Genomic DNA, 17,121 nt, shown 5'->3' with positions numbered 1-17,121 from the left:
GATGAAACCAATGCGGCAAGGCTCAGGGGCCGGGCTCGAGGGCCCGGACGGCGGCGCGCTCCACGCGCTCCAGCAGCGAGCGCAGCACCGCGCGTTCAGCGGGTGACAGCTCCGCGAGCACCTGCGCCTCCGCTTCGAGCGCGGCGGGGGCCACGCGCTGGTAGAGCCTGCGGCCCGAGGCGGTCAGCGTCAGGCGCCGCGAGCGGGCGTCGCTCTGGCTCGTGGCGCGCCGCACCAGGCCGCGCTCCTCCAGCGAGCGCGCGGCGCGGCTCACCGGCACCTTGTCCATCCGCGTGCGCCGGACGAGCTCCCGCTGCGAGCGCTCCCCGTCCTCGCCCAGCACGGCGATGAGCCGCCACTCCTGCGTGGAGAGGCCGTCCTCGGCCGCGTACACGCGCGCGATGCGCTGGCTCACCACGTTGTCCGCGACCGACAGGCGATAGGGGAGGAAGTCGTCGAGGGTGAGGCTCGCGGTGCGTGCTTTCTTCATCGGGCCTGGGACTATAGCCAGCGCGGTGCGCGTGACAGCCCGCCGATGAGCGCTCGCGCGGCGCGGCTTCAGCGCCATGCGGGGTTCGTTCGCCCTCGGGTGACGCCCGTCCGGCTGCCCACCGAGGCGGGCGGACGTGGCCGCATTGCGCGTGGGGTCGGGGGAGCGGACCTTCAAGGGCAGCAGCCACCTGGGAGGTCCAGTCACCATGGCCACGAGCCGGCAGCGCGCCGCCGGGCGCAAGAACATCAAGAAGGCGGCGACCGCCGCCAAACGCAAGCGCACCTTGAGCAAGCTCCCCAAGAGCACTCGCACCGCGCTGGGCAAGCAGGCCAACAAGGTGAAGCGCGCCAAGGCGAAGGCGCGCTGAGCCCGCGAGGCTGTCCCGGCTCACGCAGGGGGCGCCCGTCAGGCGCCATCCCCGCGGACGCCGGGAGGCCGGGCTCCGGCGCGGCGCTGCCTCACCGCAATGGGCTGGCGCGGCCGAGGACGGGAACTCCATGCCCCTCTGGCTCCAGGCCGGACTGTGGGGACTGCTCGCCGGGAGTGCGCTGCTCGTCGGCGCGGCGGTGGGCTACGCCGCCCGGCTGCCCACGCGGCTCATCGCCAGCATCATGGCGTTCGGCGCGGGCGTGCTCATCTCCGCGCTCTCCTTCGACCTGATGGATGAGGCCTTCCACCAGGGCGGCTTCATCCCCACCGCGCTGGGCTTCGTCGCGGGCGCCTCACTCTACAGCGCGGCCAACGTGGCGCTCTCGCGCAGGGGGGCGAAGCACCGCAAGCGCTCCGGCGGGCAGCAGCCCTCGGAGGCGGAGCAAGGGGGCAGCGGAATGGCCATCGCCGTGGGCGCGCTGCTCGACGGCATCCCGGAGTCCATCGTCATCGGCGTGAGCCTCATCGCCGGAGGCGCCGTGAGCCTCGTGGCCGTCGTGGCCGTCTTCCTCTCCAACGTCCCGGAGGGGCTCTCCTCCGCCGCGGGGATGAAGCAGGCCGGGCGCTCCAAGGGCTATGTCTTCGGCGTGTGGGCCGCCATCGCGCTCATCTCCGGCCTGGCGTCGCTGCTGGGCTACGTCGTCTTCCGGGGCTTCGCTCCCAGCGTGGTGGCGGGCACCACCGCCGTGGCCGCCGGCGCCATCCTCGCCATGCTCGCGGACACGATGATGCCGGAGGCCACCGAAGGAGCCCACGAGCTCACCGGCCTCATCACGGTCGCGGGCTTCCTCGCCGCGTTCATGCTCACGAAGCTGGGCGGGTGACAGGCGCCACGGGGCCGTCCTTGCCGTGAACTTCCAGGCCGGGCCCCTGGTGACAGCGGACATCAGGCCCCTGTCGGCAGTCATCAGGGCGGGGCCTCCGGGCTCAAGGCAAACCCCTGGAATCACGAGGAGGCCTTACGTCCCCGGGGCGCTCCGGAGGCGGCACGGCGGTTGCTCTATGGATGGGCACACGTCATCCGCATCCGAGGCCCCCCATGAAGCTGCGCTCCTCCTCCTTCTCCGCGCCGTCCCTCTCCTCCGGTTCCCGCACGCGCAGCCCCAGCGCGCCCCCCAAGCTGGAGACGCCCAGGACGGTGAAGCCGGAGACGGTGTCGAAGCCGAAGGCGCCCACGGCCACGGAGCTGCAGGCCGGCAAGAACAACCTCAAGCCCGCGGACCACGGCGTGGTGCACCCGGACCTGCCGGGCATCCGGACCCGCCGTGACAACGGCCAGTCCGGCGCGGACTTCGCGGACTTCACGCAGGACGCGCGCAACTCCACGCACAAGCTGATGAGCCGCCCCGTGGGCAACCAGATGCTGACGGAGCTCAACGGCCGCACGCAGCACGTGAACCCCGGCGCGACGGGCACGCCGCAGAAGCCGCTGACGGTGGCGGACATCTACTCCGGCCGCAACGAGGCCATGCCCATGTCGCACCGCCCGCGCCACGACGGCACGCTCCAGTCGCTGCGCCCGGCGTACCGCTACGACGGCCAGGCCAGCGCGGGCCAGGCCAGCCGCATCAACTACAACGAGAAGGACCCCGGCCAGCGCTTCAACAGCCTGGGCCACGAGTCCGTGCACGCCTGGCGCGCCGCCAATGGCACGCAGGTGAGCCCGCTGGCGGTGAGCAAGCACTCCAACGCGGACGTCTTCAAGCGCTACCCCGAGCACTCGGCCGCGATGAAGGACACCGTGGAGACGCGCCTGCAGCTGCGCGAGGAGTTCGAGACCGTGGGCCTGCGCCCCACGCCGCGCATGCCGAACGCCCCCACGGAGAACGCCATCCGCGCCGAGCACGGGCTGCCCGCGCGCCAGGACTACTCGGGCTTCCGGCCCGGCGCGAACAAGAACGACGCGAACTTCGAGAACTACGACCTGGGCTCGGATGACCGCAGCCGGTTCCAGAAGTTCATGGGCACGCCGTCGCCGCTCGGGAAGATTGTCGGCGACCTGGAGAAGTAGGCGTCCCGGCCGGATGCGCCCCGGGCGGGGGGGGCGCCGCAAGGTTTGACACCTTCCCCGGGTTGCATTGCCTCGCGCGTGGCCACCCCCCACCGTTGCCTTGAGAGCACAGGCCGGGGGACCTCATGCGCGCGCGACTCCTGTTCATCCTCATCCCGTCGTTGATGGCTTCGGGGGCGCATGCCGGAGCGCGGGACACGCGCCCGCCGGAAGCAGGCGCGGCCGCGCACGGAGCGCATGGCAAGCCGTCCGCCCTTTCGAGCCTGACCTCGCTCGCGCAGGGGGCCGTCCTCTTCGACGACCTGGGGACCTTCCAGCGCAAGGTGACCACGCGGTCGCCCGAGGCACAGGCCTTCTTCGACCAGGGCCTGCGGCTCACGTATACCTTCAACCACGACGAGGCCGCGCGCTCGTTCGCCCGGGCGGCCCAGCTGGATCCGTCCTGCGCCATGTGCTTCTGGGGCGTCGCGCTGGTGATGGGGCCCAACTACAACGTGCCCATGCTGCCGGACCGCGCCGCGACCACGTGGGATGCCCTGCGGCGGGCCCAGGCGCTCGCCGCCACGGCGACCCCCGCGGAGCAGGCGCTCATCGGCGCGCTGTCCCGGCGCTACGGAGGCCCGGAGCCCCGCACGCCCGAACAGATGAAGCCCTTCTCCCAGGCCTACGCCAACGCCATGCGCGACGTGGCGAAGCGCTTCCCGGACGACATGGACGTGCAGGTGCTCTTCGCCGAATCGTTGATGAACCTCAACCCGTGGAAGCTGTGGACGCTGGAGGGCAAGCCGGAGCCGGGGACGGAAGAGATTGTCTCGCGGCTGGAGGCGGTGCTCGCGCGCGCCCCGAACCACCCGGGCGCCAATCACTATTACATCCACGCCGTCGAGGCCTCGGAGCACCCCGAGCGCGCGCTGCCCTCCGCGGAACGGCTGCCGGGGCTGATGCCGGGCGCGGGGCACGTCGTGCACATGCCGGCGCACATCTACCAGCGGGTGGGCCGGTACGCGGACGCCTCGGAGAGCAACCGCCGCGCCATCGATGCGGACCATGCCTATCTGCGCCAGGTGGAGCCCATTGGGTACTACCCGATGTACCTCGCGCACAACTGGGGCTTCCTGTCGTTCTCCGCGTCCATGGAGGGGCGGCGCGAGGAGTCCATCCGCGCCGCGCGTGAGTCCTCGAAGGTCCTGCCGCCGGAGATGCTGGCGGAGATGCCCGGCATGGACTTCTTCGTCTCCGAGCCGTTGCTCGCGATGGTGCGCTTCGGCCGCTTCGACGCGCTGCTCGCCGAGCCCCGGCCGGACGCGAAGTACCCGGTGCTGACGGGGATGTGGCTGCACGCGCACGGGCTGGCGCTCGCCGCGAAGGGGGAGTTCAAGCAGGCGCGCGCGGAGCACGCGGAGCTGGTGAAGCTGGCCGCGAGCATCCCCGACACACTGACGGCTGGAAACAACCCGGCGAAGGACGTGCTGGACGTGGCGGCCCGGGTGCTCGACGCCTCCATCGCCGAGCGCCAGGGCTGCGCCGACGCACTGTCACGCTGGGACGACGCGGTGCGCGCCGCGGACGAGCTGGCCTATTCAGAGCCCAGTGACTGGTTCTATCCCGTGCGTCACTACCAGGGCGCGGCGCTGCTGGACGCGAAGCAGTACAAGGCCGCGGAGGCCGTCTACCGGGAGGACCTGCGCCGCAACCCCGGCAACGGCTGGGCCCTCTTCGGGCTCGCCCAGTCGCTGAAGGGGCAGGGCCGCACGGAGGAAGCCTCCGCCGCGCATCAGCGCTTCGAGAAGGCCTGGGCGAACGCGGACATCGCGCTCACGCGCACGGCCTTCTGAGGTCAGCGCGCTGTCGTGGTGCGCGTGAGTGCCCGTCAGTCCAGGTCCTCCAGCGCCATCTCCGCCAGCTCGCGGTAGAGCGGCACGACCTCCTCGGCGAGCAGGTCCTCCATCACCTTCCGGGCGCCTGCGGTGTCGCCTGCCTGCCGAAGTTTTCGGACCTCGGATCTCGCGGCCATCATCCGCATCGAGCCGCTGCGGATCCGCCCCCGCTCCTCTCGGAGCAAGGCCGTCGCGGTGGTGCTGTCTTGGATGGCTGCCTGTGCGTCGGCATCGGGAATGGCCACCTCGCGCGCCGTGCGGAGCAGCAACTCACGCACGTCCGGGGTAAGCACCAGCGTTTCGCCTGCCTCCACGCGTGAGGCCAGCTGCCGCAGCGGGTCCCAGTCGATGTCCTCGGACATGCTCAGTGCCCGCCCTTCCTTTTCCGGCACTTGTCGCGGGGCCAGTCGCCCTGCTGTCCCTCGCAGTACCGGAAGCAAATGCCCAAGGCTTGAATGTTCCGGGTCTGCATCGATGACTGCTTAGTGCTGGCTTTTGTCAGGCAACAATCCCTCTCAAGAGGGAGCCCAGGCCCGCACGGCCTTCTAAGGTCAGCGCGCTCCGGCGCGGCGGAAGCCGTACACCCATGCACCCGCGGCGACGAGCGCGGGAATCACCACCGACACGGTGAGCGCGCCGAACACGGCGTCGTTCGTGGGCTGTCCGATGAGGTCCACGCCGGACACCCGCAGCCACGCCTTCACGCAGGTGATGCCCCAGTTGGCCCAGTTGGCGACGATGACCGCCCAGGCCAGCCGGCGCTGGCCCACGGGGCCGTAGCGCAGCATGGGCAGCGTCCACGCGACGCCCAGCAGGAAGAACGTCCCCATCAACGCGTTCAAGTGCGCGGCGAGCGCCATGTGCGGATCCGCCGGCACCTTCCCCGTCATCGCCGCGGAGACGTAGCCGCCGGTGAGCAGCCCCACCAGCATCAGCCAGGCCGCGGCGTGGGCCATGAGCCGGGCCGCCGGCTGGACCTGCACCAGCGGAACGACGGTGGATTCGGGAACGACGGCCTCGGGGAGGGGACGGGCGGAAGCAGGGCGCATGGTGGGCGGAGCGCCATCCTCGCACCCGGCCGTGCGTGGACGCCAATCACCCCCTCCTGACTCCCAGCGTCAGAAGCGGGCCTGGAGCAGCACGTTGACGCCCACCGCGTTGGCCGGCTGGAGGACGGGCCGGGGAAGGCCGGTGACGTCATCCTCGAAGGTGGTCCGGTTCGGGTCGTGCGTGTAGGAGACCTCCGCCAGCACGCCAACAATGGCCCCCAGGTCCCAGCGGGCCGTGGCCTTCACGGTCACCACCAGTCCCGGGTCCTCGCCCTCGGGCAGCAGGGTGAGCATGTTGGGCCCCTGGAACACGGCGGTGTAGTTGCTGCCCGGGGCACCCACCGGCGCGTTCCGGAGCGACGCGGGCCGGGTGACGCGCACCAGCAGCCCGGGCGTCAGGCCCCAGTCCTGGAGGTGGTAATCGCTGCTCAGCGTGCCGGACACCTCCGCGCGGGTCTCCGCGTCGCTCAGGAAGTCCTGGTACGGAGGGAACCCTGGCACGTCGATCTGGATGAAGGAGAGCGTGCGGACGTAGGCCAGCGCGTGTGCCCGCCAGAAGCCCTGCTTCACCCGCGCCTCCAGGGCCCCGGCGCCCCCCGTCTGCAGGGTCCGTTGGAGATAGACCTCCGGCTCCAGCAGCCCCTGTGACACGAGGCTGCCCTCCAACGACACGGACGCGCCGAAGCCTCCTGCGTAGGTCTCCGGCTGGAAGAAGCGCTCGAAGAAGGTCGGGTCTCCCGTGTAGAGCGTCAGGTCGACGTTGTTCCCCACGGGCTCGCCCCGGTGCCAGAGCGCCCCCAGTGAGGCTCCGCGCACGGGGACGTGCAGCTCGATGCCCACGTTCGCGGCGGAGGGGATCTGCCCCCGGTTGAGCACGGTGCCCTTCGCCGCCAGCCGCAGCTCGGGCGTGACGTCCAGGAAGCCGCCCGCGAGCAGGGCGTAGCGGCGCGGGGCCTCAAACAGCAGGTCATCGGTCACCCGCGCGGACTTGAGCGCCACGAACGCGTCCCATCGCTGACGCGACAGGCGCAGCTCCAGCGCGGACTCGTTCCCTGTCTTGCGAGGGAACGCCGTCCGCTCCCAGCTCACCGGGTAGGTAAAGCCCATGTAGAGCCGCGACGTGGTCAGGGGATGGACCGCCAGCACGAGTCCCTCTCCGGCCTCCCAACCCGAGGGGCGGTAGCGCAGCCGCAGGTTGCTGCCGAAGTCCTGAAGGGTGATGCCCTGGGTGTTCGGCGTGGAGAGGAAGAACGACAGCGTGGCTTCCGCGCGCAGGCCGGACGGGAGCTCCGGCGTATGGCCTTCCAGCGCCGCGTGGAAGGCCGTGCCCGAGCCGTCGGTGTCGATGTCCTCGTCGGAGGCGTAGAACGACAGTCGTGCCTGGAAGGGCGCTTCGGTGGGGGTGGGTTCGGAGGACTGTCCCAGCAGGAGCAGCAGCGGAAGCGTCAGGAATGAAACCGTCATGGGCGCGCGCGTCTAGCACGTCCGCCCGGGACTGGCATTTCCACTCGCCGTCTCAGGACGCGGCGTCGATGCGGCTGTGGCGCCGGGTGTCTGGCATCACGGTGTAGACAAGCAGCGAGCAGAAGATGCAGGCCGTGACGTACCAGAAGAACCACGACTCGTGCCCGGCCAGCTTCAGACGCGTGCCCACGTACTCCGCGGTGCCGCCGAAGAGGGACACCGTCAGCGCGTACGGCAGCCCCACGCCCAGCGCCCGGATGCGCGCGGGGAACAGCTCCGCCTTCACCACCGCGTTGATGGACGTGTAGCCGGAGAGGATGATCAGCGCGGCGAGCACCAGCATGAACGCGGTGAAGGCATCCCGCGTCCGCGTCAGCGCGGTGAGCAGCGGCACGGTGCACAGCGTGCCCAGGATGCCGAACCCCATCAGCACCGGCCTGCGGCCCACCTTGTCGGAGACGAAGCCCAGCACCGGCTGGAACAGCATGTAGAGGAACAGCGAGCCCGCGGAGATGAGCGTGGCCTCGTCCCGCGTCAGCCCCACGGAGTTCACCAGGAACTTCTGCATGTAGACGGTGTATGTGTAGAAGGCCAGCGTCCCGCCCATGGTGAGCCCCACCACGACGCCGATCTCCTTCGGGTGGCGCAAGAGCTCCCGCATGGGGTGGTGCGCGGACGGCTTCGCGGCCTCGCGGGTGAAGGCCTCCGTCTCCACCATGTTGCGCCGCATGTAGAAGCCGAAGACGGCCAGCGCCGCGCCAATGCCAAACGGGATGCGCCAGCCCCACGCCTCCAGCTGCGCGCCCGTCAACAGCAGCCGCTGCAACACCAGCAGCGTCAGCGTGGCCAGCAACTGCCCCATGATGAGCGTGACGTACTGGAAGGAGCTGTAGAAGCCCCGGTGGCGGGAGGTGGCCACCTCGCTCAGGTAGGTGGCGCTGGTACCGTACTCGCCGCCCAGGGAGAGCCCCTGGAGCAGCCGCGCCAGCATCAGCACGACGGGCGCCATCACGCCGATGCGCGCGTACGTGGGGCACACGGCGATGACCAGCGAGCCCAGGCACATCAGCGTGACGGACACCGTCAGCGCGGACCTGCGGCCCCGGAGGTCCGCGTAGAGACCCATCAGCCAGCCGCCCACCGGCCGGATGAGGAAGCCCAGCGCGAACACCCCGGCGGTGTTGAGCTGCTGGACCAACGGATCCGCGTCCGGGAAGAACGCATGCGCGAAGTACAGCGAGAACGCCGAGTAGACGTAGAAGTCGTACCACTCGATGAGGTTGCCCACCGAGCCGCCGAAGATGGAGAGCAGCCGCTGCCGCAGGGGGGACATCGCGCTGGGACTCAGGCCTTCAGCGTGCGGCCGAACAGGTCCAGGAGCCGGCTCCAGTGCGTCTCCGCGACCTCCGCGTTGAACTGGGGCGTGCCCGGCACCGCGTAGCCGTGCTGCGCGCCGGGGTAGAGCTCCGAGCGGTGCTTCACGCCCGCGTCCTTCAGCGCCGCCTCCAGCGTGCGGATGGCGTCCGCGGTCATGCTGTTGTCCTGGTCCGCGTGGCCGAAGTACAGCTCGCCCTTCACCTGGTTCACCAGACGGTGGGGGCTGTCGGGCGAGTCCGTGGCCAGCCGTCCGCCGTGGGACGACGCCACCGCGGCGATGCGGTCCGGGAAGTCCGCGCCCATGCGCACGGCGAGGCCGCCGCTGAAGCAGTAGCCGGCCACGCCCGCCTTCGGACCCTTCACGAAGGGCTGGCGCAAGAGGAAGTCCAGCTCCGCGCCCGCGTCCGCCTTCAGGCGCTCTGGCGTCAGCATACCGATGAGGGCGTAGATGCGCTTGCGGAAGGCTTCGTCATGAAAGGTGCCCTTGAGCTCCAGCTTCGACGCGGGAGCTTCCCGGTAGAACACGTTGGGCAGCAGCACGACGAAGCCGGACTTCGACAGGCGCCGGGCCATGTCCTCGAAGACGGGCCGGACGCCAAAGGCATCCGTCAGCATGATGATCGCGGGCCACGGCCCCGGGCCTTCCGGCTGGAACAGCTTCGCGTCCATCACTCCATCCGCGGTCTTGATATCGACGTCCTGCATGGCGTGGGTGACCTCCAGCGCGGGCGGTGCATGGTGCCCGGCAGGCGGGTGACACCACACGCGCTGGCGATGCGCCATCCGTTTCGCGCCGGGCCCCCGCCTCCCCGTGCGAAACGGACACTTGCTTCCTTGCGAGGGGGTGTGTCCGCGCGGGCCTCCTGGCAGGATCGCGCGCAACCGATGGAGCGGGAGGCCAAGGTGGGCATGCATCGCGAAGGCGCGGCCGTGGTCCGGACCCTGGTGTTGCTGGGCGTGCTGTGGGGCGCGGGTGCGCGGGCGGAGGTGACGCGCGAGGAGTTCCTGGTGCCTTCGGAGGAGGGCATCGAGGTGTCCGTCCACGAGGTGAAGGACACCGGCATGCAGATGGCGAGCCTTCCGCCACTCATCCTCCTGCATGGCGCGCGGGTGCCGGGGCGCGCCTCGTTCGACCTGCCCGTGGAGGGCGGCTCCATCGCGGCGGAGCTCGCTCGCGCGGGGCACGCCGTGTACCTCATGGACGCGCGCGGCTACGGCGGCTCCACGCGGCCCCTGGCCATGAGCACGCCCGCGAAGGGCCGGCCGCTGGTGGGTTCGCACGAGGTCGTCCAGGACGTGCACGCGGTGGTGGCCTGGGTGAAGGCGCGCACGGGGCAGCGCCGCGTGGGGCTGGTGGGGTGGGCCACCGGAGGGCACTGGGCGGGCATGTACGCCAGCCTCCACCCGGACAACGTCAGCCACCTGGTGATGCTCAACGCGCTGTACGCGGGCAGCGCGGAGCACAAGATGCTGGGCAGGGGCACGGACTTCGAGGACCCCAAGCGGCCGGGGCAGTTCAACGCGGAGGGCATCGGCGCCTACCGGTGGAACACGGGCGCGTCGCTGATGGCGGCGTGGGACCGGCAGCTGCCGGCGGAGGAAGCGGAGCGGGCGAAGTGGCGCGACCCGGAGGTGGCCGCGTCGTTCCAGCGCGAGGCGCTCGCGAGTGATCCGCTGGGGCCTTCGCGCACGCCGTTCGCCTTCCGGGCGCCGTCCGGGGCGCTGGAGGACAGCTTCTATCTGGCCACGGGCCGGCAGCTCTGGGACGGAGCCTCCATCACGGCGAAGGTGCTCCTCCTGCGCGCGGAGAATGACTTCTGGAGCCGGCCGGAAGACGTCACGCGCCTGCAGGAGCACCTGAACCACGCGGCCAGCGTGAAGGCCGTGGTGCTGCCGGGCGCGACGCACTTCGTGCACCTGGAGCGGCCGGAGCGGGGCCGCCGCCTCCTCATGGAGGAGCTGCTGCGCTTCACCGGCGCGCGCGTCACTCCCGCGCCGAAGCCCCCGAAGCCCGTCCAGCCATGAGGTGACGCCCGCGTGGCTCACTCGTGAGCGTCACGGGGCTCACACCGGTGACACGCTTGAAGGCCACGGAGAAGGCGCTGGGCGTCGTATAGCCCACCGCGAGGGCGGCTTCCGTGACGCGCAGGCCTTCAGCCAGCAGCTCCGCGGCGCGCGCGGCCCTCGCTGCCCGCAGCCATCCGCTCCAGGTGTGCCCCGTGTCCGCGCGGAAGCGCTGGGTGAAGGCACGCCGGGTCATCCCGGTACGCAGCGCCGCCCGGTCCAGGTCCGGCGCCGCGCAGAGGTCCTCCGCCACGCGTGCGCACAGCTCCAGCAGCCGCGGGTCGCGGGGCAGGGCGGGCCAGGCCAGCACGGGCAGTCCGGTGAGCAGCTCATCCAGGAGGAGCGCCGCCGCCAGCTCCCGCCGACGCGAGCGGCCCGCCGTCAACTCGGGGAGCGTGGCGAGGAGAAGCGGGCTCGTCGTGAACCGGCGCGGTTGCGACGGCAGCAGCGCTGAGGCTCCTTGCGCGATGAGCACTCCCCGGAAGGCCGTGGGCGAAAGCGCGGTCGCCGCGTGGGCCTGTCCCGGCGGAACCCAGACCGCCTGCCCCGGCTCCAACCACGAGGACCGGTGCCCCAGCGTGAGCTCCATCCGCCCCTCCGTCGCGACCAGGAGCTGCCCCTCGCCGTGAACGTGCGACGTGATGTGCTGCCCGGACGCGTGGTCGTGGAAGTCTGGCGCGACGGTGGAGTCCTTCATGGGCCCGGTCTCGAATGTGCCCCGCCCGCGCGCGAAGGCGGGTGGGGTGCCGGGAGTCTACCTTCGCGCCATGCCTCATGCCCTTCCGGCCGAACCCACCTCCGGTCCCCGCGCGCGGTCCCTGGAGGTGACGGGCGCCGTCATCTTCGGTCTCTACGTCCTCGCCCAGCTCGCGCAGGACGTCATCCTGGCCCACGCGCCGCCGGAGTCGGACACCGCCGCGACCTTCGCGTTCGCGCTCTCTTCCTGGGACCGGTTCCGGGCCGCGAGCCTGCTCGCGTGCTTCATCTGCCTGCCCGTGGGCTACGCCGCCGTCCACCAGCGCCTGGGGCGTCAGGGAGGCTGGGCGCTCGCGGGCCTGATGTGGATCCTCGTCTTCCTGGCCGCGGAGATGGCGATCCGCTCGTGGGAGTTCGGCGTCGTCGCCTCGTGGCAGCGGGACTGGCTGGCCACCCCCGACGCCGCGGAGCGCACGCGGCTCGCGGGCCAGGTCGACGCCTTCTCACAAGGAGTGGTGGCCCTCTACCTGCCCCTGCTGGCCGTCCATGCGCTGGCGTCCGGAGCCTTCGCGCTGGCACTGCGAGGCAGCGACCGCTGGAGCCAGCTGGCCCGCGTGGGCTTCGCGCTCAACGCCTTGCGTGCCTTCCTCCGGCTGGGCGCGATGCACCTGGGCCTGGACGGGCTGGCCCCCGTCGCGAGCGCCCTCTACCTGCCGCTCACCGTGTTCCACGGCCTCGCCGTGGCGGCCTGGCTGGCGGTGCCTTCCCGGCCGCCGCGCTCCGGGCCGTGAGCCGCTAGACTGGCGGGGATGATTTCCATCCGGAGACTCGAACAGGCGACCCCCGAGGAGCGGCGGGCATTGGCCGAGCTGCTCATCGATTCCGTCGAAGGAGGCGCGTCGGTGGGCTTCCTGCCGCCGCTCTCGCTGGACGCGGCGGCGGAGTACTGGCGGGGCGTCCTCGCGGCGCTGGGACCGGGGCTGGTGCTCTGGGTCGCGGAGGTGGACGGGCGCATCGACGGCACCGTGCAGCTCGCGCCGTCCCTGCGTCCCAACGGGCTGCACCGCGCGGAGGTGCAGAAGCTGCTCGTGCACTCGCGGGCCCGGGGACAGGGGCTCGCGTCACGGCTGCTCCAGGAGGTGGAGCAGTTCGCCCGGGGACAGGGGCGCACCCTGCTGGTGCTCGACACGCTGGCGGGCTCGAAGGCGGAGGCCGTCTACCAGCACTGCCAATGGCAGCGCGCCGGAGAGATTCCGGACTGGGCGCGGCACACCGACGGTGAGCTGCACCCCACGGTCCTCTTCTTCAAGCGCCTCGCCCCGTAGCCCTCAGGGCGTGCGAGGGCAGGGCGGGTCGACGGGGCAGCGGCCGTCGGCGTCGCGCGGCGTCGTCTGCATGCACCCGGCGACGCGCGCGAAGGTGTTCGACCCGAAGAAGTCCACGGCCGCCGAGCCGTTCCAGCCGCGCAGGATGCCGTGCCCCGCGCTGTCCTCGATGGAGGAGCCGGCGACGAACGACCTGCCAGGCTCCGCGAAGAGCAGGATGGCGGAGCTCACGTCGAACGAGCCTGGCAGGTAGTTGCAGCCGTAGCCGGAGCACAGGCAGGGGCCGCCCGCGTAGCGCACGCGGATGAACTCCAGCCGGTCGGCGGGGTTCGTTCCCTCGAAGCGAATGCCGGCCCAGTCGCCCGCGGCGGGCGTGGCCTTCGCGGAGGTGAAGACCACCGGCGCCGTCGGCGTGCCCGCGGCGATGAGCGCGCTCTTGCCGTCGTAGACGAGCAGCCGGCTGCCCGGGTCGAAGCGCAGCTCCGCGCCCGCTTCAATCGTGAGCGTCGCGGCGGTGTCGTGGTTGCCGACGGTGAGGCCTTCCAGGTGGTACGGCACGCCCAGGTTCCGCACGGTCGCGTTGCCGCCCAGGTAGGAGATCGTCGCGGACGCGATGGAGGGGCCGACGAAGATGGCGTCCTCGCGGTTGCCCGTGTACGTGCCCGACGGCAGCGTGCCCAGCGCATTGGGGTTGATGGCCAGGGGCTGCGGGCGCGACTCGCTGCCGGAGCGGGTGATGGTCAGCGCGGTGGAGCCCTCCGCGAACCCGGCGGTGCCGTTGATGACGATGCCGGGGCCGGAGGAGTCCTCGATGGTGACGTGGTCCACGAACAGCGGCCGGCGGCCGGGAAGGTCCGCGCCCGCGCGCACGCGCACGGTGGCCTCCGCGGAGGACGGATTGCCGCCCCGGGACAGCGTCGTCCACGTCAGTCGCACGGAGCCGCCGTTGTTGATCAGCACCTGGCCCCAGGGCCTGCCGGAGTCCACGGGCTGAAGGCGCACCGGCTTCGCCTGCGTGCCCTGCGTGATGAACGCGCCGCCGCTGTTGACCTGGATGTTGGCCGCGGCGCTCACGCTCACGACCGCGCAGGGCTCCACCGTCACGGTGGCGTTCACGTCCAGCGAGGAGACGACATGCGGACTGGCGGCGCTCCACGTCTCCGGGGCGGAGAGGGTGCCCTGGTGCGTGACGGCCGCGCCGGTGGGAGCAGGGCAGCCCGTGTCCACCACGCCTGAATCGGGCGTGTCATCCGGAGGAGCGCCGGACTCCGACGCGCACCCCGGCAGGGCGCAGGCGGTCAGCAACAACGACAGGGCACGGCGTCGGAACGAGGCGCGCATGGAATCCATCTCCAGGTGGAAGGGGCTGCCCCGGACCATCGCTGTTCCAAGCCACGTGTGACAATCTTGAGATGTGTTGTTTTTGCGGCCACATGTGTTGCTTCAGGGGCAACGCGCGTCCGGAGCCGCAATGTCTTGCATGCGGGGCATGCGCCGCGCGACCGGCTGCTGGCTCCCCTGGCTCCATCCAGGGGAATACCGGGGACCGGGACGCAGGGATGGAGAAGGCGCCCTAGATTCTCCAAGGGGGCATGCGCAGGAGGACCCAGCCAATGAATGACAGCAACGGGCCGGAAGCGGAGCCGAGGGGCGGGGTCTCCCGCGCTGCCCGTTCAGGGCGGCTGAGCGCGCGGCCTGGAGCGCCAAGGGAACAGGCGGCGCCGGCGGGCACGCACCCGCTCAGCGTGGGTCCGGGACACGAGACCCTGCTCCACGTGCCACGAGGCTACCGTCCGGACGCGCCGGTGGCTCTCGCGGTGATGCTCCATGGCGCGGGCGGTACCGCCGGCTTCGGGCTGGAGCTGCTGCTGTCGCTGGCGGACGCGGCGAACCTGCTCCTCGTGGCGCCTCGCTCGCAGGGGCCCACCTGGGACGTCATCGCGGGCGGCTTCGGGCCGGACGTGCGCGTCATCGACCGGGCGCTCGCGCACGTCTTCGAGCGTTACGCGGTGGATCCATCCCGGGTGGCCATTGGCGGCTTCTCCGACGGGGCGTCGTACGCACTCACGCTGGGGCTGGCCAACGGGGACCTGTTCACGCACGTCCTCGCGTTCTCACCGGGCTTCGCCGCGCCGCCGGTGCAAGTGGGGATGCCTCGCATCTTCCTCTGTCATGGGACCCAGGACCGGGTGCTTCCCATCGAGCAGTGCGGCCGCTGGCTCGCCAGGGAACTGGGGCATGGCGGCTACACGGTGCACTACCGCGAGTTCGACGGGCCCCACATCGTTCCGGACGACCAGCGGCACGCGGCCGTGCGGTGGTGGCTGGAGGGCGCGTGACGCGTGGGGCTCGTCCGCTGCTCCAGGAGCTTCCAGCCGGGCGAGGCCCGGGGTGTCGTCGCACGCCCTCCGGTGCCAGCTTTCCTTCAGGGCGTCTTTCGCGCCCACCCGTGGAGGGAACCGACCATGGCAGGCGTCAAGGCAGGCAAGGCGAAGAAGATGCAGACCGAAGCATCCAAGGCGACGGGCCGCACCAGCAAGGGCCGCAACAAGGTCCCCAAGGTGTCGCGCGCCGACTCCTCGGAGAAGAAGGGCGGGAAGCTGCGCGGCAACCACTCCACCAAGGCCTGACGTGGCCCGCCCTGTCGTACGGCCCGGGTGCCCCTATCAGGGATGGTAGGGGTACCGCGCCAGGACCTTCCCCTCTGGCGATACGGCATACAGTTCGTACCAGTGCGCGGAGGGATTGAATCCAGGTGCCGCCCAGCCGCACTTCTCGACGCGCCGGTTGATCTGCACGAAATACAGACCGCCGTGCCAGGCGACGGAGACCTCCATGGCCCTGGCGGTATACGAACAGTCTTTCGCATACTCCTTGGGAAAACTCGCCAGCAGCCGCTGCAAGGCCGCATGGGCGGCGAGAATCGCCGAGCCATCCAACGTTGCCAGGGGGTGCAGGTCCTCGGGCCACTCAATCCCCTCCGCAACGAGAGGCGTACGCGGGGTGGTGCCTCCATCGGCGTTTGCCGCCACGGCGGAAGCCACGGGGCTGCCCCCATCTCTTGTGGCGGTGCTGGAAGGAGCGGGAGGTGTGCCTCCATCCAGCAGGAGCGTCATGAGAAGGACGTGGTGAGGAAGTTTCATCATGGGGACAGGCTCCCGGGAACTTCTACCACTTCAACTCGGGCGAGCAGCGAGGCAGCAGCATGTGGGGGCTGCGCATGACGGAGGCCTCTGGTGGATGACAGTTCGCCTGGAACTCCCACAGCGCCTTGCCCTCGTTCCACTGGAAGACCTCCCCCGCGGGGTTCCACTTGTAGAAGCGGGGCTCGTCCTTGTGTCCCGTGGCGAGCCAGGCCCATGCGGGGATCAACCGGTTCCTTGAATCACGCGCCAGCCGTCCATCCGGACTTGCTGCATAGGACACCATCGTCCACAGCCCGTCCGCCATCTTCACCGCGGGGAATTGGGTCAGGTCGTCACTGCTCATGCGCGTCGAGCAGGGGTGGTTGTGCGCGAAGCCGATGATGGGCACGCCTCGACCAAAGGACTCATCGTCGACGCCACCGAAGGGAGGCTGGCAGGAGCTACGCTCCTTCAGCAGGTTGCGGATGGGCCATGAAACGCGCCAGTCCTGCGGCGTCTTGTAGAGGGCGACACAGTATTCAGCCGCATCCGGCCGTGGACCGCCGGTGTTCGGATCGCAAGCGTCCGTCGCTCCCGGCAAGGCCATCAGGGCCCGGAGCGTTGGCAGCACCAGGTCATCCGGAATCGTGTCTGAGTCCGATACGACGGTCGGGATGTTCTTGTGTGGCCATGGCCCAGGGGCCACCGCGAGGTCGAACCGACCTTCCAGGATGGGCAGCTCGGAGCGCAGGTAGTAGAGACGGGGACCCGCGCATCCCAGGGCCAGTAGGAACAAGAGGGCGCAGGTCCGTCGCAATGCGGGCATGGCTCCCCAGGATAGCGGGCTGCCGGACTGACCGTGCAGTCAGCTGCCTCGCGGATGGGCTCAGTCCGCCCGGAGCACGACCGCGGGGGGCACGTTCGCGGCCCTCCGCGCGGGCAGCAGGGCCGCGAGGAACGCGACGGCTCCGAGCACCGCCACCACCAATCCATACGTGAGCGGATCCATGGGCTGCACCCCGTTGAGCAGGTGCGACAGCGCGCGGCTGGCACCCCACGCGAGTCCGAGCCCCAGCCCGAGCCCCACCGCCGTGAGCCGCAGGTAGTGGCTCAAGACCATTCGCATGAGCTGGCCCGCACGCGCGCCCAATGCCATGCGGATGCCCAGCTCGCGCGTGCGCTGCACCACCGCGTAGGCCACCACCCCGTAG

The 17,121-nt window shown here is 70.9% G+C and carries 20 protein-coding genes; 9 read left to right on the top strand and 11 right to left on the bottom strand.

Annotated elements, in window-relative coordinates; genetic code table 11:
* Positions 1-22: 22 nt before the first annotated feature.
* Positions 23-490, bottom strand: coding sequence for a MarR family winged helix-turn-helix transcriptional regulator (locus D7W79_RS13425; RefSeq protein WP_120525770.1), 468 nt, complete (start codon positions 488-490; stop codon positions 23-25).
* A gap of 208 nt (positions 491-698) precedes the next feature.
* On the opposite strand from D7W79_RS13425, the gene D7W79_RS13420 reads away from it, so the two are divergent.
* The 4 genes from D7W79_RS13420 to D7W79_RS13405 all read left to right on the top strand — a co-directional run bounded on the left by D7W79_RS13420 (position 699) and on the right by D7W79_RS13405 (position 4,768).
* A complete protein-coding gene (locus D7W79_RS13420) occupies positions 699-860 on the top strand; it encodes a hypothetical protein (protein WP_208729725.1) in 162 nt (53 codons plus the stop codon).
* A gap of 130 nt (positions 861-990) precedes the next feature.
* Entirely contained in the window at positions 991-1,746 is a 756-nt protein-coding gene (locus D7W79_RS13415; RefSeq protein ID WP_120525768.1) for a ZIP family metal transporter, read from the top strand.
* A 215-nt stretch (positions 1,747-1,961) separates the two neighbouring features.
* Positions 1,962-2,933 carry a M91 family zinc metallopeptidase gene (locus tag D7W79_RS13410; RefSeq protein ID WP_120525767.1) on the top strand — a complete coding sequence of 324 codons (972 nt, stop codon included), beginning with the start codon at positions 1,962-1,964 and terminating at the stop codon, positions 2,931-2,933.
* Positions 2,934-3,058: 125 nt separating this feature from the next.
* A complete protein-coding gene (locus D7W79_RS13405) occupies positions 3,059-4,768 on the top strand; it encodes a tetratricopeptide repeat protein (RefSeq protein WP_120525766.1) in 1,710 nt (569 codons plus the stop codon).
* 35 nt (positions 4,769-4,803) lie between these two features.
* On the opposite strand, the gene D7W79_RS13400 is transcribed toward D7W79_RS13405, so the two are convergent.
* The 5 genes from D7W79_RS13400 to D7W79_RS13380 all read right to left on the bottom strand — a co-directional run bounded on the left by D7W79_RS13400 (position 4,804) and on the right by D7W79_RS13380 (position 9,405).
* Positions 4,804-5,172 (bottom strand): DUSAM domain-containing protein, encoded by a 369-nt coding sequence (locus D7W79_RS13400; protein WP_120525765.1) that lies wholly within the window; start codon positions 5,170-5,172, stop codon positions 4,804-4,806.
* A 189-nt stretch (positions 5,173-5,361) separates the two neighbouring features.
* On the bottom strand, positions 5,362-5,859 hold the full coding sequence (locus tag D7W79_RS13395) for a styrene oxide isomerase (protein WP_244221754.1): 498 nt from the start codon (positions 5,857-5,859) through the stop codon (positions 5,362-5,364).
* 69 nt (positions 5,860-5,928) lie between these two features.
* Positions 5,929-7,323 (bottom strand): hypothetical protein, encoded by a 1,395-nt coding sequence (locus tag D7W79_RS13390; RefSeq protein ID WP_120525764.1) that lies wholly within the window; start codon positions 7,321-7,323, stop codon positions 5,929-5,931.
* A gap of 52 nt (positions 7,324-7,375) precedes the next feature.
* A complete protein-coding gene (locus tag D7W79_RS13385; RefSeq protein ID WP_120525763.1) occupies positions 7,376-8,656 on the bottom strand; it encodes an MFS transporter in 1,281 nt (426 codons plus the stop codon).
* An 11-nt stretch (positions 8,657-8,667) separates the two neighbouring features.
* The gene (locus tag D7W79_RS13380; protein WP_120525762.1) at positions 8,668-9,405 is read right to left on the bottom strand and encodes a dienelactone hydrolase family protein; all 738 of its coding nucleotides are present in this window, start codon (positions 9,403-9,405) and stop codon (positions 8,668-8,670) included.
* Positions 9,406-9,609: 204 nt separating this feature from the next.
* Here D7W79_RS13380 and D7W79_RS13375 point away from each other — a divergent pair, with 204 nt between their 5' ends.
* Positions 9,610-10,725, top strand: coding sequence for an alpha/beta fold hydrolase (locus D7W79_RS13375; RefSeq protein ID WP_244221753.1), 1,116 nt, complete (start codon positions 9,610-9,612; stop codon positions 10,723-10,725).
* Here the strand turns inward: D7W79_RS13375 and D7W79_RS13370 are convergent.
* Positions 10,685-11,461: an AraC family transcriptional regulator gene (locus D7W79_RS13370; protein WP_120525760.1), complete on the bottom strand. Its 777-nt coding sequence runs from the start codon at positions 11,459-11,461 to the stop codon at positions 10,685-10,687. The genes D7W79_RS13375 and D7W79_RS13370 overlap by 41 nt on opposite strands.
* A gap of 70 nt (positions 11,462-11,531) precedes the next feature.
* On the opposite strand from D7W79_RS13370, the gene D7W79_RS13365 reads away from it, so the two are divergent.
* Together D7W79_RS13365 and D7W79_RS13360 are read left to right on the top strand one after the other, a co-directional pair.
* Positions 11,532-12,251, top strand: coding sequence for a hypothetical protein (locus D7W79_RS13365; RefSeq protein ID WP_208729724.1), 720 nt, complete (start codon positions 11,532-11,534; stop codon positions 12,249-12,251).
* An 18-nt stretch (positions 12,252-12,269) separates the two neighbouring features.
* On the top strand, positions 12,270-12,785 hold the full coding sequence (locus D7W79_RS13360; protein WP_120525758.1) for a GNAT family N-acetyltransferase: 516 nt from the start codon (positions 12,270-12,272) through the stop codon (positions 12,783-12,785).
* 3 nt (positions 12,786-12,788) lie between these two features.
* Here D7W79_RS13360 and D7W79_RS13355 read toward each other — a convergent pair whose 3' ends face one another.
* Complete coding sequence (locus D7W79_RS13355; RefSeq protein WP_147441910.1) at positions 12,789-14,126, bottom strand: beta-helix domain-containing protein; 1,338 nt, start codon at positions 14,124-14,126, stop codon at positions 12,789-12,791.
* A 434-nt stretch (positions 14,127-14,560) separates the two neighbouring features.
* Between D7W79_RS13355 and D7W79_RS13350 the strand changes: the two genes are divergently transcribed.
* Both D7W79_RS13350 and D7W79_RS43620 read left to right on the top strand, forming a co-directional pair.
* Complete coding sequence (locus D7W79_RS13350) at positions 14,561-15,124, top strand: alpha/beta hydrolase (RefSeq protein WP_244221752.1); 564 nt, start codon at positions 14,561-14,563, stop codon at positions 15,122-15,124.
* 126 nt (positions 15,125-15,250) lie between these two features.
* Positions 15,251-15,415 (top strand): hypothetical protein, encoded by a 165-nt coding sequence (locus D7W79_RS43620; protein ID WP_158616957.1) that lies wholly within the window; start codon positions 15,251-15,253, stop codon positions 15,413-15,415.
* 36 nt (positions 15,416-15,451) lie between these two features.
* Here the strand turns inward: D7W79_RS43620 and D7W79_RS13345 are convergent, their stop codons facing one another.
* From D7W79_RS13345 to D7W79_RS13335, 3 genes are all read right to left on the bottom strand, one after another.
* Entirely contained in the window at positions 15,452-15,829 is a 378-nt protein-coding gene (locus D7W79_RS13345; protein WP_244221751.1) for a hypothetical protein, read from the bottom strand.
* A 124-nt stretch (positions 15,830-15,953) separates the two neighbouring features.
* Entirely contained in the window at positions 15,954-16,736 is a 783-nt protein-coding gene (locus D7W79_RS13340) for a hypothetical protein (RefSeq protein WP_120525755.1), read from the bottom strand.
* A 60-nt stretch (positions 16,737-16,796) separates the two neighbouring features.
* Positions 16,797-17,121: FtsX-like permease family protein (locus D7W79_RS13335; protein ID WP_120525754.1), on the bottom strand; the 325-nt coding region annotated here is incomplete at its 5' end.

Source organism: Corallococcus exercitus, from assembly GCF_003611585.1.
GTDB lineage: Bacteria > Myxococcota > Myxococcia > Myxococcales > Myxococcaceae > Corallococcus > Corallococcus exercitus.
Note: the sequence above shows the minus strand (reverse complement) of the source record. Positions and strands in the feature narration are given on the sequence as shown.

Excerpts from the sequence above, each read along its gene's own strand:
- D7W79_RS13425 (WP_120525770.1), bottom strand. The coding sequence starts at position 490 with ATGAAGAAAGCACGCACCGCGAGCCTCACCCTCGACGACTTCCTCCCC.
- D7W79_RS13420 (WP_208729725.1), top strand. The coding sequence starts at position 699 with ATGGCCACGAGCCGGCAGCGCGCCGCCGGGCGCAAGAACATCAAGAAG.
- D7W79_RS13415 (WP_120525768.1), top strand. The coding sequence starts at position 991 with ATGCCCCTCTGGCTCCAGGCCGGACTGTGGGGACTGCTCGCCGGGAGT.
- D7W79_RS13410 (WP_120525767.1), top strand. The coding sequence starts at position 1,962 with ATGAAGCTGCGCTCCTCCTCCTTCTCCGCGCCGTCCCTCTCCTCCGGT.
- D7W79_RS13405 (WP_120525766.1), top strand. The coding sequence starts at position 3,059 with ATGCGCGCGCGACTCCTGTTCATCCTCATCCCGTCGTTGATGGCTTCG.
- D7W79_RS13400 (WP_120525765.1), bottom strand. The coding sequence starts at position 5,172 with ATGTCCGAGGACATCGACTGGGACCCGCTGCGGCAGCTGGCCTCACGC.
- D7W79_RS13395 (WP_244221754.1), bottom strand. The coding sequence starts at position 5,859 with ATGCGCCCTGCTTCCGCCCGTCCCCTCCCCGAGGCCGTCGTTCCCGAA.
- D7W79_RS13390 (WP_120525764.1), bottom strand. The coding sequence starts at position 7,323 with ATGACGGTTTCATTCCTGACGCTTCCGCTGCTGCTCCTGCTGGGACAG.
- D7W79_RS13385 (WP_120525763.1), bottom strand. The coding sequence starts at position 8,656 with ATGTCCCCCCTGCGGCAGCGGCTGCTCTCCATCTTCGGCGGCTCGGTG.
- D7W79_RS13380 (WP_120525762.1), bottom strand. The coding sequence starts at position 9,405 with ATGCAGGACGTCGATATCAAGACCGCGGATGGAGTGATGGACGCGAAG.
- D7W79_RS13375 (WP_244221753.1), top strand. The coding sequence starts at position 9,610 with ATGCATCGCGAAGGCGCGGCCGTGGTCCGGACCCTGGTGTTGCTGGGC.
- D7W79_RS13370 (WP_120525760.1), bottom strand. The coding sequence starts at position 11,461 with ATGAAGGACTCCACCGTCGCGCCAGACTTCCACGACCACGCGTCCGGG.
- D7W79_RS13365 (WP_208729724.1), top strand. The coding sequence starts at position 11,532 with ATGCCTCATGCCCTTCCGGCCGAACCCACCTCCGGTCCCCGCGCGCGG.
- D7W79_RS13360 (WP_120525758.1), top strand. The coding sequence starts at position 12,270 with ATGATTTCCATCCGGAGACTCGAACAGGCGACCCCCGAGGAGCGGCGG.
- D7W79_RS13355 (WP_147441910.1), bottom strand. The coding sequence starts at position 14,126 with ATGCGCGCCTCGTTCCGACGCCGTGCCCTGTCGTTGTTGCTGACCGCC.
- D7W79_RS43620 (WP_158616957.1), top strand. The coding sequence starts at position 15,251 with ATGGCAGGCGTCAAGGCAGGCAAGGCGAAGAAGATGCAGACCGAAGCA.
- D7W79_RS13340 (WP_120525755.1), bottom strand. The coding sequence starts at position 16,736 with ATGCCCGCATTGCGACGGACCTGCGCCCTCTTGTTCCTACTGGCCCTG.